The sequence below is a fragment of the Microbacterium sp. X-17 genome, from assembly GCF_039615055.1.
Genome location: NZ_JBDHNI010000004.1, coordinates 521,107 through 535,491 on the forward strand (window position 1 = coordinate 521,107; position 14,385 = coordinate 535,491).

A 14,385-nucleotide genomic window follows, 5' to 3' on the forward strand; every position below is an offset into this window, starting at 1 on the left:
CCGCGTGGAAGCCGACCGCCCGCCCGCCGCGGCCCCGGATCGCGGGCACGATCCGCGCCTCGAGGCGTTCACGGAGCACCGCCCGACCCTGCTCGCCGCGGCGTTCCACATCACCGGATCCCGCGCCGACGCGGAGGACGTCGTGCAGGATGCGTGGGAGAAGTGGGCGCGCGTCGACCTCGGCGAGATCGACGCGCCCCGCGCGTTCCTCTCGGTCATGGTCTCGCGCCTTGCCCTCAACGCCGTGCGCGCCCAGCGGCGGCGGCGCGAGACCTACGTCGGACCGTGGCTTCCCGATCCGATCGTCGACGACGGCTCCCCGGAGTGGGCCGTCCTCCAGGCCGAGGGGCTCGGGCACGCCCTCGACATCGTGCTGACGGCCCTGACCCCCGAGCAGGCGACGGCCTACGTCCTGCGCAAGGTGCTGGATGTCGCGTACGCCGACATCGCCGCGGTGCTCGAGTGCACCCCGGCGGCGGCGCGCCAGCTCGTGTCCCGCGCGCAGCGCGCGATCGGCACGCTCGTCGACGGGACGCCGGCCGAGCGCCGCGCGCGCGACGAGCGCGCTCTCGCGGCCCTCGCGGCGGCCGTGTCCACGGAGGACGTCGATCAGATCGTGGCGCTGCTCGATCCGGCATCCACGCTGTACTCGGACGGCGGCGGGAGAGCCAAGGCCGCGCTCCGCCCCGTCCTCGGGCCCGAGCGGATCGCGCGGTTCCTCCTCGGCACGGTCCAGCGCGAGGACTCCCGGTTCGAGGTGGTCGTCATCAACGGCCGTCCGGGGGTGCTCGCGGTCGTGGATGGCGTCGTCACGACGACCCTCACGCTCCGCGTGAACGACGCCGGCGTGATCGACCGCCTCTACTTCGTGCGCAACCCGGAGAAGCTCCCCGCCTGACCCCCGCCCCGCCCCCGCCGCTCGACCCCGGCCCACCCCTCGCTGAGAACGCGCGTATGTCACGAATGGGGGCCCATTTCGGTACACAAGCGCGTTCTCAGCGGGAGGGGGCGGGGCCGGGCCGGAGGGGGGGCAGAGGGGGTGGGGGGTCACCAGGGCTCGGTCGCGCGCGGGACGACGTCGAGCACCTGCGTGAGCTCGGTCGGAAAGCACTCCTGGAAGAGCTCGCGGATGCCGCGATCCCGATCCACATCGGAGACGAGACGCAAGCCGATCATGGTGTTGATCAGCATCCCCTTCGCGAGGAAGATGTGCGCCTCGGGGCCGTCGAGACCGACCTCTTCGCGGCAGAACGCCCAGACCTGCGCGAATCCGGTGCGCGCGGCGGGTCCGATCACGGGGTGGCCGCCGAGCAGGAAAGCGTGGGACAGCGTCTGGTGCAGCCCCCGCACGGACAGGAGCCCGACGTAGGCCTTGCCGACCCGCTCGAGGAGCGGGACGTCGGTGTCGGTGCGGGCGAGCTCGGCGCGGAAGTCGGCCAGGAGCCGGCGGAGGGCCTCGGCGAGGGCCGCGAGGAACAGGCTCTCCTTCGTGCCGAACAGGCGCACGACGTACGGCTGGCTGACCCCCGCGGCGCGCGCGACCTCGTCGGTGGTCGTGCCTTCGTACCCGCGGGCGCCGAAGACCGCGATCGCGGCCAGGAGGATCTGGTCGCGCCGCTCGTCGGAGCTCATTCGTGTGGCCACGCTTGACATGTTATCAGCGGATTACTACATTGGCCGGTGTCTTGTAATCATCCAATTACAACCGATCGGATCCTACGATGACCACCGACCTCGCCCCGGCACCGGATGCCGTGGCCCCGGGCGCTCCGGCCCGCCGGCGCCCCTTCGCCCTCATCGTCGCCGCGGCATCCCTGCCGATGTTCATGGCGACGCTCGACAACCTCGTCATGACCAACGCGCTGCCGGTCCTCCACACCGAGCTCGGCGCGTCCGTCGAGGAGCTGCAGTGGTTCGTCAACGCCTACACGCTGACGTTCGCGAGCATGATCCTTCTGGCCTCTGCCCTCGGCGACCGCTTCGGCCGGCGCACCGTGTTCGCGATCGGCATCGCCGTGTTCGGGATCGGGTCCGCCCTCGCGGCGCTCAGCACGGATCCGGGCCAGCTCATCGCGGCCCGGGCCCTCCAGGGACTCGGCGGCGCCGGGGTCCTCCCCCTGTCGCTGGCGCTTATCTCCGGCGGCGTCGCGCCGGCGCGGCGACCGCTCGCGATCGGCATCTGGGGCGGCATCTCCGGCCTCGGGGTCGCCGTCGGGCCGCTCGTGGGCGGCGCGATCATGGAGGGCTGGAACTGGCAGGCGATCTTCTGGATCAACGTGCCGATCGCGATCATCGCCATCCCGCTCGCGCTGTACGCGCTGCGCAACGACTTCGGCGCGCGCCAGCGGATCGACGTCCTCGGCGTCCTGCTGTCAGGGGCATCCGTCCTGCTGCTCGTGCACGCGATCGTCCGCGCCAACGACGAGGGCTGGGGCTCGTTCCAGATCGTGATGGAGCTCATCGGCGGCGTCGTCCTCATGGCCGTGTTCCTGCTGTGGCAGTGGCGGGCCAAGGCCCCGATCGTGCCGCTGCGCCTCTTCCGCGACCGGAGCTTCTCGCTCACGAACCTCGTCGGCTTCGGGTTCAGCTTCGGCACGTTCGGCGCCGTGTTCATCCTCATCCAGTACATGCAGGTCGTGCAGGGCGCGAACCCCCTCGAGGCCGCCGTGCGCACCACCCCCTGGACGCTCGCGCCCATGATCGTGGCCCCGCTCGCCGGGATCATCGCGCCGCGCGTCGGCACCCGGATCCTCATGCTCGTCGGCCTCCTCCTGCAGGGGGCGGCACTCCTGTGGCTCGCGCTGACGATGTCGACCTCGACCCCGTACGCCGAGATGGTGGCGCCGTTCATCCTCGCGGGCGTCGGCATGGGCCTCGTGTTCGCGCCCTCCGCGACGGCCCTGCTCGCGACCCTCGGGGTCGTGGACCACGCGAAGGCATCCGGGGTGAACTCGACGGTCCGGGAGATCGGGATCGCGCTCGGCACGGCCGTGCTGACGGCGATCTTCACGGGCGCCGGCGGCCAGCTCGTGCCGGACCTCTACGTGACGGCCGCGCAGCCCGCCGTCATGACGGGCGCGTTCGTGCTCTTCGCGACCGCCCTGGCGGCCCTGTTCCTGCCCGCCGGCCGGGGCGCTCCCGCGGCCGCCGCCGCGCACTGACCCTGGTCCCCGCCGGCGAGACTGCATCCGCGCTCCGAGACTGCGGGATACCCGCGCAGTCTCGGAGTGCACGTGCAGTCTCGACGAGGATGGGGCCGCGCCCGCGGGACGGGGCCGCGGGCGGGCCGGTCCGCGAGCGGGACGGGCCGCCGCGGGCGGCGGCAGCGGGGGGCGTCAGCGCTTGTAGTTCGGGGCCTCGACCACGATCTGGACGTCGTGGGGGTGCGACTCCTTCAGGCCGGCGGGGGTGATCCGCACGAACTTGCCCTTGGCCTTGAGCTCCTCCACGGTGCGGGCGCCGACGTAGAACATCGACTGCCGCAGCCCGCCCACGAGCTGGTACGCCACCGCCGACACGGGGCCGCGGTACGCCACCTGGCCCTCGATGCCCTCGGGGATGAGCTTGTCGTCGCTCGGGACATCCGCCTGGAAGTAGCGGTCCTTCGAGTACGAGGTCTTCTTGCCGCGCGTCTGGAGCGCGCCGAGCGAGCCCATGCCGCGGTACAGCTTGAACTGCTTGCCGCCCTGGAAGACGATCTCGCCCGGCGACTCGTCCGTGCCGGCCAGCAGCGAGCCCAGCATGACGGTGTCGGCCCCGGCCACGAGGGCCTTGGCGATGTCGCCGGAGTACTGCAGGCCGCCGTCGGCGATGACCGGGATGCCCGCCGGCCGCGCCGCGAGCGAGGCCTCATACACCGCCGTCACCTGCGGGACTCCGACACCCGCGACGATCCGCGTCGTGCAGATCGAGCCCGGACCCACCCCGACCTTGACGGCGTCGACACCGGCGTCGATGAGCGCCTGCGCGCCCTCGCGGGTCGCGACGTTGCCGCCGATGACGTCGATGTGCGCGAACGACTCGTCCGCCTTCAGGCGCCGCACGATGTCGATGACCCCCGCGGACTCGCCGTTGGCCGTGTCGACCACGAGCACGTCGACGCCCGCGTCGCGCAGGGCCTCGGCCCGCTGCCACGCGTCGCCGAAGAAGCCGATCGCGGCGCCGACGCGGAGCCGGCCCTGCTCGTCCTTCGTCGCGAGGGGGTACTTCTCGCTCTTGTCGAAGTCCTTGATCGTGATGAGGCCCGCGAGCGTGCCGTCGTCGTTCACGAGCGGGAGCTTCTCGACGCGGTGCTGGGCGAACGTCGCGATGACCTCGTTCGCGTGGATCCCGACCGGGGCCGTGATGAGGTTCTCACGCGTCATGACGTCCACGACCCGCGTCGTCTGGCGCTCGAAGCCGGAGACGAAGCGCATGTCGCGGTTCGTCACGATCCCGACGAGGCGGTTGTCCTCGTCGACCACCGGAAGACCGGAGATGTGATAGGTCGCGCAGAGGCTGTCGACCTCTTCGATCGTGGCGTTCGGCGTCGTCGTGATCGGGTCCGTGATCATTCCCGACTCGCTGCGCTTGACCCGATCGACGTGCGCCGCCTGCTCCTCGATCGAGAGATTGCGGTGCAGGATGCCGAGGCCGCCCTGACGGGCGATCGCGATCGCCATCCGCGCCTCCGTGACGGTGTCCATCGCGCTCGAGACGAGCGGGGTCGCGACCGTGATGCGGCGCGTGACGCGCGAGGACGTGTCGGCCTCGGAGGGGATCACGTCCGTGTGACCCGGCAGCAGAAGCACGTCGTCGTACGTGAGTCCGACGAAGCCGAAGGGGTCGTAATCCGTCATGCCGATGTCCTTTGCGCGAGAGCCCGTACCGATTGTAAGCGCGCGCGAAGGTCCGGCATTCCGAGCTGCTCCGGTGTCACTCCGGCACAGCTCCGGCGGCCCCGACTGTGCGCGAGCGACACCGGAGCAGTGCGGGGCCGGAGCGGAGCGGGGCCGGGGAACGACGAAGGCCCGGATGCCGCAGCAGCCGGGCCTTCGTGCAGGGGTGTCAGCGAACGACGACCGCGAGCACGTCGCGGGCCGAGAGCACGAGGTACTCGTCGGCGCCGAACTTGACCTCGGTCCCGCCGTACTTGCTGTAGATCACGCGGTCGCCGACGGCGACGTCGAGCGGAACGCGGTTGCCGTTGTCGTCGATGCGGCCGGGGCCCACCGCGACGACCTCGCCCTCCTGGGGCTTCTCCTTCGCGGTGTCGGGGATGACCAGGCCACTCGCGGTGGTCTGCTCGGCCTCGACCTGCTGGATGACGATGCGGTCCTCGAGCGGCTTGATGGAAACCGACACGGTCTACCTCTTCTTTCTCGTTCGTGAACGGAAGTCTGGGTTAGCACCCTCTCCGTGAGAGTGCTAACCGCAAGTCTAGGCAAGCACTGGCACTCACGCAACGCGAGTGCCAGCCGCGGGGCTGCGGCCCGTAGGCTGGGCGGATGGAGATGGCGGAGCTCGAGGCGCTCCTCACCCCGGCGGGGCTCGCCCTCCTCGACTCGCTCCCGCCGATCACGTCGAAGACGGACGTCGCGCGCGTCGTCTCGCGGCTTCGTGCGGCGGGGCATCCGCCGACCCTGGTCTCCGCCGTCGTCGGGCAGGCGACCCTGCGCGAGCGCGCACGGGCGAAGTTCGGGGAGTTCGCCGAGCGGATGCTGTTCACCCGCGCGGGCCTCGAACAGGCGACGCGGCGCGAGGTGGCGGCCCTGCACGCGGCGCGCTTCCGCACGGCCGGCATCGCCCGGGTCGCGGACCTCGGCTGCGGGATCGGCGGCGACGCGCTCGGCCTCGCGGCCCTCGGCGTGCGGGTGGACGCGGTCGATGCGGATGCCGTGACCGCGGCGATCGCGGCGTACAACCTCGCCCCTTTCGGCTCGGACGTGACCGTGCGGCACGCGCGCGCGGAGGACGTCGACCTGTCGGCGGCGGACGCGGTCTGGCTCGATCCGGCGCGGCGGTCCGCGGGACACGGCGAGACCACGCGCGTCCGCGCCGAGGACTACACGCCGCCGCTGCCGTGGGTCTTCGCTCTCGCGCAGCGCCTGCCGGCCGGGATCAAGCTCGGGCCGGGCTTCGATCGCGACGCGATCCCGGACGACCTCGAGGCGCAGTGGATCGGCGTCGACGGCACGACGCTCGAGCTCGTCCTGTGGTCCGGCGCGCTCGCCCGGCCGGGGGTGCGGCGGGCGGCGCTCGTGCTGCGGGGCGGGTCCGCGCACGAGCTCACCGCGCCGGCGGACACGCCCGACGCCGAGGTGCGCGCGCTCGGCGCGTACGTCCACGAGCCGGACGGGGCCGTCATCCGCGCGCGCCTGATCGGCGACGTGGCGCGGTCGCTGGAGGCGGGCATGCTCGCGCCCAGCATCGCGTACCTCACCTCGGACCGCGGCCACACGAGCCCGTTCGTCTCCACCTTCCGCGTGCGCGAGGAGCTGCCGGCGGACACGAAGTCGCTTCGCCGCGCCCTCCGCGAGCGCAACATCGGCACCCTGGAGATCAAGAAGCGCGGGGTCGACGTCGACCCCGCCGCGCTGCGCACGGCCCTGCAGCTGCGCGGGGCCGACGCCGCGACCCTGATCCTGACCCGCACCCCGCACGGCCGCCTGGCCCTCCTGGCCGACCGCGTCGCCGCCTGACCCCCGGCCCGCCCGGCGGGTCCACCCCGGGTCCACCTCCGCCGCAGCGTACAACTCCTGCAATCCGTGAGGCCCCGACGGACGGGACCGCGGAATCCCGCAGACCACCCGGCCGCGACGCACCGGATTGCAGGAGTTATGCGCCGCCGCGAGCGGAGACGGCGTCAGCGCAGGCCCGGCCGGGAGGTCAGGCGACGGCGCCCGTGAGGCGGAGGATGCCCCAGACGAGCCAGCCCGCGCCGTACAGGGTCGCGAGCGCGCCCAGCGCGAGGGCCCAGATCGCGGCGGCGCGGTGCGGGAGCTGCCGCCGCAGGGCGCGCGCGGCGAGCACCACCGCGGCGAGGCCGAGCAGCAGGCCCCACACGACGAAGACCGACAGGGCCAGGCCCGCGATCGCGAGACCGAGCGCGCCCGCGGCGAGGCTCCCGCGACGGGTGCGGGCCGGAATCGTGCCGGTCGGCGTCCAGCCCGGCTCCGGTTCGAGCTCGTCGTGCTCGAACCGCGTCACCTCGACGGGCGCGGTGAGCTCGCGGGCGAAACCACCGCGGTGCTCGCCCGGCATCGCGGGGCTCTCGCCGGGCGAGACCACGTCCGGCGAGGCCGGCTCGATCACGGCCACCACCGGGTCCACCCGGCTCGGCTCGGGCACCGGCTCGGGGGGCGCCGCGCCCACGGCGACCTCGTCCGGCGCGGTCTCCGGATGCCGGAGAGCCCGGCGGGTGGGGGGCTCGTGCTCGATCACGCGGCCTCCCCCGCCACATGGATCTCGGTGACCGGCAGCGTCGAGTCGGCACCGAACACGAGCGTCGACGGAGGGCGGCCCGAGGCGATGAGCTCGGCGGCGAGCCCCGCGATCATCGCACCGTTGTCCGTGCACAGGGACAGCGGCGGGATCCGCACCGCGACGCCCGCGGCCGCGCCGCGCTCGGTCGCGACCTCGCGGAGGCGCCGGTTCGCGATCACGCCACCGCCGAGGAGCAGCCGCGGCACGTCGTGCCGGGCGCACGCGTCGAGGGCCTTCGTCACGAGCACGTCGACGACCGCCTCGCGGAACGACGCCGCGACATCCGCGATCGGCACGGGCTCCCCGGCCGCTTGGCGCTGCTCGATCCACCGTGCGACCGCCGTCTTCAGTCCGGAGAAGGAGAAGTCGTAGCGGTGCTCCGCGAGATCGGATGCCCGGGACAGGCCCCGCGGGAAGCGGATCGCCGCGGGGTTGCCGGATGCCGCCGCCCGATCGATCTCCGGACCGCCGGGGTAGGGCAGGCCCAGGATGCGGGCGACCTTGTCGAACGCCTCCCCGGCTGCGTCGTCCATCGTGTCGCCCAGCAGCTCCACGTCGGACACGAGGTCGCGGACGAGCAGGAGCGAGGTGTGCCCGCCGGAGACGAGCAGCGCGACGGTCGGGTACTCGAGCGGCGGGGCATCCGCGTCGAGCAGGTCGGCGGCGATGTGTCCGACGAGGTGGTTGACGGCATAGAGCGGCCGGTCCCACCCGATCGCGAGCGCCTTCGCGGCGCCGATCCCGACCATGAGCGCCCCGGCGAGGCCGGGTCCGCTCGTGACGGCGACCGCGTCGATCTCCGCGGGGGTCACGCCGGCGGTGTCGAGCGCGGCGCGGATGGTGGGCTGCAGCGCCTCGAGGTGCGCGCGCGCCGCGACCTCGGGCACGACGCCGCCGTAGCGGGCGTGCTCGTCCATGCTGCTCGCGATGACGTTCGCCAGCAGCTCCCGGCCGCGCACGATCCCGACGCCGGTCTCGTCGCAGCTGGTCTCGATCCCGAGCACGACCGGCCCGCTCACGTGCACACCCCCGCGTCCGCGGGGCGGGCCGTGCGGGCCTCGGTCCAGCCGCGGAGGTCGAGCCGCATGACGATCGCGTCGACCCCGACGGCCTGGTAGTAGCCCGGGCGACGGCCGATCTCGACGAAGCCCTCGGAGCGGTACAGCTCCTGCGCGGGCGCGTTGTCGGCGCGGACGTCGAGGAACACCTCGCGGACGCCGCGCGTCGCCGCCTCCGCGAGCAGCGCGGTCAGGAGCGTGCGCCCGCGGCCGCGGGTCCGGGACTCCGCGGAGACCGCGATCGTCTGGATGTCGGCATCCGCGGATCCGGCGGGGGCGCGCAGGCCCGCATACGCGACGACGCGGCCGGCCTCCTCCAGCACGAGATACGCCGTGTGGGGCGACTCGAGGTCGGCGCGCATGGATGCCTCCGACCACGCGTCGTCCGGGAAGGCGACCCGCTCGATCGCCATGATCGCGTCGAGGTCGTCGGCGCCGGCGGCCCGCGGCGCGAACGCGCTCATGCCGTCACCCGCTTCGGCGTGTGGGCGAGCGTCACGTCGGGCGAGCGGAGGTACAGGGGCTCGGACGGTCCGATCTCGCGACCCGCGGCGAGCGCACGCGCCGCGGCCAGCGCCAGTATCGCCCCGGGGATGACGGCGGCGTCCCGCCGCACCGCCCCGAGCTCCGCGAGGCGGGCGTCGACCTCGTCGCGCGGGGCGAGCGCGGGCTCCGTCACCCGGACGGGGAGCCCGTCGTCGTCGAGGCCGTCGTACACCGTGTAGGCCACCTCGCGGCGGCGCGCGTCAGTGACCACGGCGAAACGCTCGGGGTCGGCATCCGTCAGGTACGCGTGCAGCAGCACCCCGAGCGCGACGGCGTCGTGGCTCACGACCGGGATCACGGGGATGCCGCGGGCCAGGGCGAAGGCGCGGGCCGCGGCGATGCCGATCCGCAGCCCTGTGAACGGCCCGGGTCCCATGCCGGCGGCGACATGCGACACGCCCCCGTCGGCCACCGCGCCCGGGACCCCGAGCGCCGCACCCACGCGGGCCTGGTCGAGCGCGTCGGCGAGGAGCGTGCCGACGACCTCGGCGTGGCGCAGCGGATCCGCGCTCGACGACTCGGCGCGCACGACCCCGTCCGGATCCACGACCGCGACGGTCGTGCCCGCGGACGTGTCGATGCCGAGGATCATCCCTCCAGCGTAATCGGCCCGATCCCCCGCCCCGCCGGGCGCCGGGTCAGCTCGACGCGCGGAGGGACCCCGCGATGCCCGCCACGCGCCGCACGTTCGCGGCGTACTCGGCCACGGCGGCGTGCACGACCTCGTCGAGCTCGTCGAGCTGGCTGAGGGAGAGGTAGAAGCCACGACCGGGCACGGTGGCGCCGAGCTCCGCGAGCAGCGGGGCGAGCGTGAACGTCGGGCCCATCGAGTGCGAGAAGTCGCCACCGGTGTGCAGCGGGATCGCCGTCACCCCCGCGAGCCCGTTCGTCGGATACCGGTCGAGGAACGCCTTCAGCAGCCCCGTGTAGGTCGCCTTGTACGTCGGCGACGCGAACACGGCGAGGTCGCTCTGGGCGACCCGGGCGTTCAGCGCGCCCACCCGTTCGGACTCCCACGAGAAGATCTCGTCGGTGTAGTCGGCGAGATCGATGACCTCGAGGTCGTACGTGCCGGGCTCAAGGAGCGCATCCACGAGCACCTCCGCCACGTGACGCGTCCGGGACGCCGGCTTGGGGTTGCCGACGACGATGACTGCTTTCACCATTCCTCCACCCGTTCCGTTGCGTGACCCATTATGCCGAGGGGGTCACCCGGGGTGGCGGGTGATCGTGACCGTGCGCGGATCGGATGCCTCGAGCTCGTCCTCCGGGCCGGCGCTCGGCCGCTCGATCTCGACCTCCCACCAGCGCTCCCGGAGACCGGCGACGTAGTCGCGGCCCCATTCGACCACGGTCACCGCGTGGTCCAGGTCGAGGTCGAGGTCGTCGAGCTCCGCCGCGCTCCCGAGCCGGTACGCGTCGACGTGGAGCAGGGCGGGCCCGGCCCCGAGCGACGGGTGCGTGCGGGCGATCACGAACGTCGGGCTCTGCACGGTGCCGCGCACCCCGAGGGCCGCGCCGATCCCGCGCGTGAGGGTCGTCTTGCCCGCGCCGAGCGCGCCGGTCAGCACGACGAGGTCGCCGGCGCGCAGCATCCCGCCCATCCGCGCCCCGAGCGCCGTCATCTGGGCCGCCGTCGCGATCTCGTGGCGGCCGACGAGCGGGTCGAGGCCGCTCACGCCGCCGCCCGAAGGTCGGTCACCGCGCTCGGTGCGATCACGCGGACACCTGCCGGCGCGGCACGCGCGGGCCGATGCGCGTGACGATCTCGTAGTTGATCGTGTCAGCCGCATCCGCCCACGCCTCCACGGCGGGCGCGCCGAGCGTGGGGTCGCCGAACAGGATCGCCTCGTCGCCGACCGCGACGGCGTGGTCCCCGACGTCGACGACGAGCTGGTCCATCGCGACGCGGCCGGCGACCGGGAATGTGCGGCCGTTGATCGAGACCGCGCCCCCGCCGGACGCCTGACGCGGCACCCCGTCGCCGTAGCCGAGGGGGACGAGCGCGAGGGTCGTGTCCCCGTCCGCGCGGTGGTCGTAGCCGTACGAGACACCGTGGCCGTCGGACACGCGGCGCACGGCCGCGACGGACGCGCGCACGGTCATGGCCGGGCGCAGGCCCAGGTCGGCGGAGGTCCGGTCCGGGAACGGGGAGAGCCCGTAGATCCCGACCCCGAGGCGGACACAGTTCAGGCGCGTCTCCGGCAGCGTGATCGCGGCGCCCGTGGCCGCGAGGTGGCGCAGCCGCGGCGCGAGACCCACGGATCCCGCGACGGCGAGGCCGTCCTCGAACAACCGCAGCGCGGCGCGATCCTCCTCCGGCGAGGCGTTCGAGAGGTGGCTGAACGCACCGACGACGCGGAGCTTGCCGATCCGCTCCAGGCGGGCCGCCTCCGCGAACACGACCGCGAAGTCCGCGGGCGCGATGCCGTTGCGGCCCAGGCCCGTCTCGAGCTTGAGGTGCACGGCAGCGGGCCGGTCCATCGCGGCCGCGGCGGCGGCGGCCTGCAGCTGCGTGTACGAGGAGATGCCGAGCTCGATCCCGGCATCCACCGCCTCCCCGAACGAGGCGCCGGGCGCGTGCAGCCACGCGAGGATGGGCGCGTCGATCCCGGCGCGGCGCAGGGCCAGACCCTCGCCGACGTCCGCGACGCCGAGCCGTGTCGCCCCGCCCGCGAGCGCCGCCGCGGCGGACCTCGCCGCGCCGTGCCCGTATCCCTCGGCCTTGACGACCGCGATGACCTCGACCCCGACGATGCGGCGCAGGTGCCGCACGTTCGCCTCGATCGCGCCGACGTCGATCGTCGCCTCGCGCATGACCCCTGCCGGCAGCCTGCTCACGCGGACGTCCCCCCTGCCTCGATAGCGGGATCCCCGCCGGATTCGGCGACGACGTACGCCGTCGCCAGCTGCGCATCGTGCGACATGGACAGATGCAGCGTGCGGATACCGCGGGCCGCGACGATCTCGGCCGTGGACCCGCTGAGCGTGAACCACGGGCGCCCGGATGCCTCCGGGGTCACCTCGATCTCGGTCCAGTGCACGCCGTCCGAGCCGCCGAGGGCCTTGATGAGCGCCTCCTTCGCGGCGTACCGGGCCGCGAGCGAGCGCGGCTTCAGCAACCGCTCCGCCGGCGAGAACAGGCGCGTGAGGAGACCCGGGGTGCGCGCGAGGTGCTGCTCGAACCGCGGGATGTCGACGAGGTCGACGCCGATGCCGACGATCACGGGCTACTCGACGGTGACCGACTTCGCGAGGTTGCGCGGCTGGTCCACGTCCAGACCGCGGGCTGTGGCGAGTCCGAGGGCGAACAGGTGCAGGGGCACGACCGCGAGGAGCGGCTCGAAGAGGGGACCGGCGAGCGGGATGCGGAACACCTCGTCGGACGACGGCAGCACGGCGACATCGCCCTCCTCGGCGATCGCGATGACGCGCGCGCCGCGGGCCTGGATCTCCTCGATGTTGGAGACGACCTTCGCGTGCAGCACCGGCGACTCGCGTGGGGACGGCACGAGCACGAAGACCGGCTGGCCGGGCTCGATCAGCGCGATCGGACCGTGCTTGAGCTCGCCCGCGGCGAAGCCCTCGGCGTGGATGTACGTGATCTCCTTGAGCTTGAGGGCGCCCTCCATCGCGATGGGGAAGCCGACGTTCCGCCCGAGGAACAGCACGGATCGGGTGTCCGCCATCCAGTGCGCGAGCTGCGCGATGCGCTCGGACTCGAGGTCGAGCACGTGCTGGATCTTCGCCGGCACCGCCTCGAGCTCGCGGACGTGGTGCGCGATCTCGGTGGACGACAGGATGCCCCGGATCCGTCCGATGTGGAGGGCGAGGAGCTCCAGCGCAGCGATCTGCGCGACGAACGCCTTGGTCGATGCGACCGCGACCTCCGGGCCGGCGTGCGTGTAGACGATGGCGTCCGACTCCCGCGGGATCGTCGCACCCTGCGTGTTGCAGATCGACAGGGTGCGGGCGCCGCGCTCGCGCGCGTACTTGACCGCCATGAGCGTGTCCATCGTCTCGCCGGACTGGCTGATGGACACGACGAGCGTCTCCGGCCCGATCACCGGGTCGCGGTAGCGGAACTCGTGCGCGAGTTCGACGTCGACCGGGACGCGCGCCCACTGCTCGATCGCGTACTTGCCGACCTGCCCGGCGTAGGCGGCGGTGCCGCACGCGACGATGATGATGCGCTGGGCGTCGCGGAAGAGGTGATCGAGGCCGTCGAGCTCGGGGATCGCCACGACCCCGTCGTGGATGCGGCCGCGCAGCGTGTTGGCGACCGCCTCGGGCTCCTCCGCGATCTCCTTCGCCATGAACGACGACCAGCCGCCCTTGTCCGCCGCCGTGGCATCCCACGTCACCTCGAACGGCTCGACCTCGACCGGGTGGCCGTCGAAGTTCGTCACGGTGACCGTGTCGGCGGTGATCGCGACGATCTCGTCCTGCCCGATCGCGAGCGCGTTGCGCGTGTGCTCGACGAACGCCGCGACGTCCGAGCCGAGGAAGTTCTCGCCGACGCCGAGCCCGATCACGAGCGGCGAGTTGCGGCGGGCGCCGACGACGAGGCCGGGCTGGTCCTGGTGCACGGCGAGGAGCGTGAACGCGCCCTCGAGCCGCCCGACCGTGCGCCGGAACGCCTCGACGAGGTCGCCCGTCTCGCGGTACTCGCGGCCGAGCAGCACCGCCGCGACCTCGGTGTCGGTCTCGCTCCGGAACGTGTAGCCCTCGCTGACGAGCTCCTGCTTCAGGGCGCCGAAGTTCTCGATGATGCCGTTGTGGATGACGGCGAGCCGGTCGTCGTCGGCGAGGTGCGGATGGGCGTTGCCGTCGGTTGGGCCGCCGTGGGTCGCCCACCGCGTGTGTCCGATGCCCGTCGCGCCCGCCGGCAACGGGGCGAGCGCGAGGTCGTCGCGCAGGACGGCGAGCTTGCCCGCGCGCTTGCGCATCCCGAGCCGGCCGTCACCATCGACGATCGCGACCCCCGCGGAGTCGTATCCGCGGTACTCGAGCCGGGCCAGACCCGCGAGAAGGATGTCCTGGCTCGGACGAGGGCCGACGTATCCGACGATTCCGCACATGGGGACCATCCTAGGGAAGCCACCTGACCGGTTCGGGTCGGGCACCGACCCGGCAGAAGGCTCAGAGCTTGCGGAGGTGCGCCCTTCCCCGCGCAGCCTCACCGCGCACCCTCCCCGCGAGAACGCGCTTGTGTCACAGACACGCCGTGGATTCATGACACAAGCGCGTTCTCGCGGAGGTGGAGGACATGTCCGCCGGCGCCGGGAGGTGGAGGACAGGCCCCGGCACGGGAGGT

15 protein-coding genes are annotated in these 14,385 nt (G+C 73.2%); 3 read left to right on the top strand and 12 right to left on the bottom strand.

What is annotated here, in order from left to right; translation table 11 throughout:
* Positions 1-4: 4 nt before the first annotated feature.
* Positions 5-898 carry a sigma factor gene (locus tag ABCS02_RS22010; protein ID WP_345837822.1) on the top strand — a complete coding sequence of 298 codons (894 nt, stop codon included), beginning with the start codon at positions 5-7 and terminating at the stop codon, positions 896-898.
* A 149-nt stretch (positions 899-1,047) separates the two neighbouring features.
* On the opposite strand, the gene ABCS02_RS22015 is transcribed toward ABCS02_RS22010, so the two are convergent.
* Complete coding sequence (locus tag ABCS02_RS22015) at positions 1,048-1,644, bottom strand: TetR/AcrR family transcriptional regulator (RefSeq protein WP_345837823.1); 597 nt, start codon at positions 1,642-1,644, stop codon at positions 1,048-1,050.
* Positions 1,645-1,721: 77 nt separating this feature from the next.
* Between ABCS02_RS22015 and ABCS02_RS22020 the strand changes: the two genes are divergently transcribed.
* Positions 1,722-3,161, top strand: coding sequence for a DHA2 family efflux MFS transporter permease subunit (locus ABCS02_RS22020; RefSeq protein ID WP_345837824.1), 1,440 nt, complete (start codon positions 1,722-1,724; stop codon positions 3,159-3,161).
* 174 nt (positions 3,162-3,335) lie between these two features.
* Here the strand turns inward: ABCS02_RS22020 and guaB are convergent, their stop codons facing one another.
* On the bottom strand, positions 3,336-4,838 hold the full coding sequence (gene guaB / locus ABCS02_RS22025) for an IMP dehydrogenase (RefSeq protein WP_345837825.1): 1,503 nt from the start codon (positions 4,836-4,838) through the stop codon (positions 3,336-3,338).
* Between the two features lie 208 nt (positions 4,839-5,046).
* Positions 5,047-5,343 (bottom strand): co-chaperone GroES, encoded by a 297-nt coding sequence (groES, locus tag ABCS02_RS22030; protein ID WP_047543013.1) that lies wholly within the window; start codon positions 5,341-5,343, stop codon positions 5,047-5,049.
* Positions 5,344-5,486: 143 nt separating this feature from the next.
* Between groES and ABCS02_RS22035 the strand changes: the two genes are divergently transcribed.
* Positions 5,487-6,680 (top strand): SAM-dependent methyltransferase, encoded by a 1,194-nt coding sequence (locus ABCS02_RS22035; protein WP_345837826.1) that lies wholly within the window; start codon positions 5,487-5,489, stop codon positions 6,678-6,680.
* Positions 6,681-6,867: 187 nt separating this feature from the next.
* Here the strand turns inward: ABCS02_RS22035 and ABCS02_RS22040 are convergent, their stop codons facing one another.
* Genes ABCS02_RS22040 through glmS form a run of 9 tightly spaced genes read right to left on the bottom strand, consistent with a single transcriptional unit; the run spans position 6,868 to position 14,149 of the window.
* Positions 6,868-7,422 (bottom strand): hypothetical protein, encoded by a 555-nt coding sequence (locus ABCS02_RS22040; RefSeq protein WP_345837827.1) that lies wholly within the window; start codon positions 7,420-7,422, stop codon positions 6,868-6,870.
* Complete coding sequence (gene tsaD, locus ABCS02_RS22045; RefSeq protein ID WP_345837828.1) at positions 7,419-8,489, bottom strand: tRNA (adenosine(37)-N6)-threonylcarbamoyltransferase complex transferase subunit TsaD; 1,071 nt, start codon at positions 8,487-8,489, stop codon at positions 7,419-7,421. Before tsaD ends, ABCS02_RS22040 begins: the two co-directional genes overlap by 4 nt.
* Positions 8,480-8,986, bottom strand: coding sequence for a ribosomal protein S18-alanine N-acetyltransferase (rimI, locus tag ABCS02_RS22050; RefSeq protein WP_345837829.1), 507 nt, complete (start codon positions 8,984-8,986; stop codon positions 8,480-8,482). Before rimI ends, tsaD begins: the two co-directional genes overlap by 10 nt.
* Positions 8,983-9,660 (bottom strand): tRNA (adenosine(37)-N6)-threonylcarbamoyltransferase complex dimerization subunit type 1 TsaB, encoded by a 678-nt coding sequence (tsaB, locus tag ABCS02_RS22055; protein ID WP_345837830.1) that lies wholly within the window; start codon positions 9,658-9,660, stop codon positions 8,983-8,985. The genes rimI and tsaB overlap by 4 nt, the downstream gene beginning before the upstream one ends.
* 46 nt (positions 9,661-9,706) lie before the next feature.
* Complete coding sequence (locus ABCS02_RS22060; RefSeq protein WP_345837831.1) at positions 9,707-10,234, bottom strand: NAD(P)H-dependent oxidoreductase; 528 nt, start codon at positions 10,232-10,234, stop codon at positions 9,707-9,709.
* A gap of 42 nt (positions 10,235-10,276) precedes the next feature.
* Positions 10,277-10,747 (bottom strand): tRNA (adenosine(37)-N6)-threonylcarbamoyltransferase complex ATPase subunit type 1 TsaE, encoded by a 471-nt coding sequence (gene tsaE / locus ABCS02_RS22065; RefSeq protein WP_345837832.1) that lies wholly within the window; start codon positions 10,745-10,747, stop codon positions 10,277-10,279.
* 37 nt (positions 10,748-10,784) lie between these two features.
* Positions 10,785-11,909 carry an alanine racemase gene (gene alr / locus ABCS02_RS22070; protein WP_345837833.1) on the bottom strand — a complete coding sequence of 375 codons (1,125 nt, stop codon included), beginning with the start codon at positions 11,907-11,909 and terminating at the stop codon, positions 10,785-10,787.
* Positions 11,906-12,295 carry a holo-ACP synthase gene (locus tag ABCS02_RS22075; protein WP_345837834.1) on the bottom strand — a complete coding sequence of 130 codons (390 nt, stop codon included), beginning with the start codon at positions 12,293-12,295 and terminating at the stop codon, positions 11,906-11,908. The genes alr and ABCS02_RS22075 overlap by 4 nt, the downstream gene beginning before the upstream one ends.
* Positions 12,296-12,298: 3 nt before the next feature.
* On the bottom strand, positions 12,299-14,149 hold the full coding sequence (gene glmS / locus ABCS02_RS22080) for a glutamine--fructose-6-phosphate transaminase (isomerizing) (RefSeq protein WP_345837835.1): 1,851 nt from the start codon (positions 14,147-14,149) through the stop codon (positions 12,299-12,301).
* Positions 14,150-14,385 lie beyond the last annotated feature (236 nt).

Bases quoted from the DNA above. Each gene is read 5' to 3' on its own strand.
- rimI (WP_345837829.1), bottom strand. From the start codon at position 8,986: ATGAGCGCGTTCGCGCCGCGGGCCGCCGGCGCCGACGACCTCGACGCG.
- glmS (WP_345837835.1), bottom strand. From the start codon at position 14,149: ATGTGCGGAATCGTCGGATACGTCGGCCCTCGTCCGAGCCAGGACATC.
- ABCS02_RS22035 (WP_345837826.1), top strand. From the start codon at position 5,487: ATGGAGATGGCGGAGCTCGAGGCGCTCCTCACCCCGGCGGGGCTCGCC.
- ABCS02_RS22060 (WP_345837831.1), bottom strand. From the start codon at position 10,234: ATGGTGAAAGCAGTCATCGTCGTCGGCAACCCCAAGCCGGCGTCCCGG.
- guaB (WP_345837825.1), bottom strand. From the start codon at position 4,838: ATGACGGATTACGACCCCTTCGGCTTCGTCGGACTCACGTACGACGAC.
- tsaB (WP_345837830.1), bottom strand. From the start codon at position 9,660: ATGATCCTCGGCATCGACACGTCCGCGGGCACGACCGTCGCGGTCGTG.
- ABCS02_RS22020 (WP_345837824.1), top strand. From the start codon at position 1,722: ATGACCACCGACCTCGCCCCGGCACCGGATGCCGTGGCCCCGGGCGCT.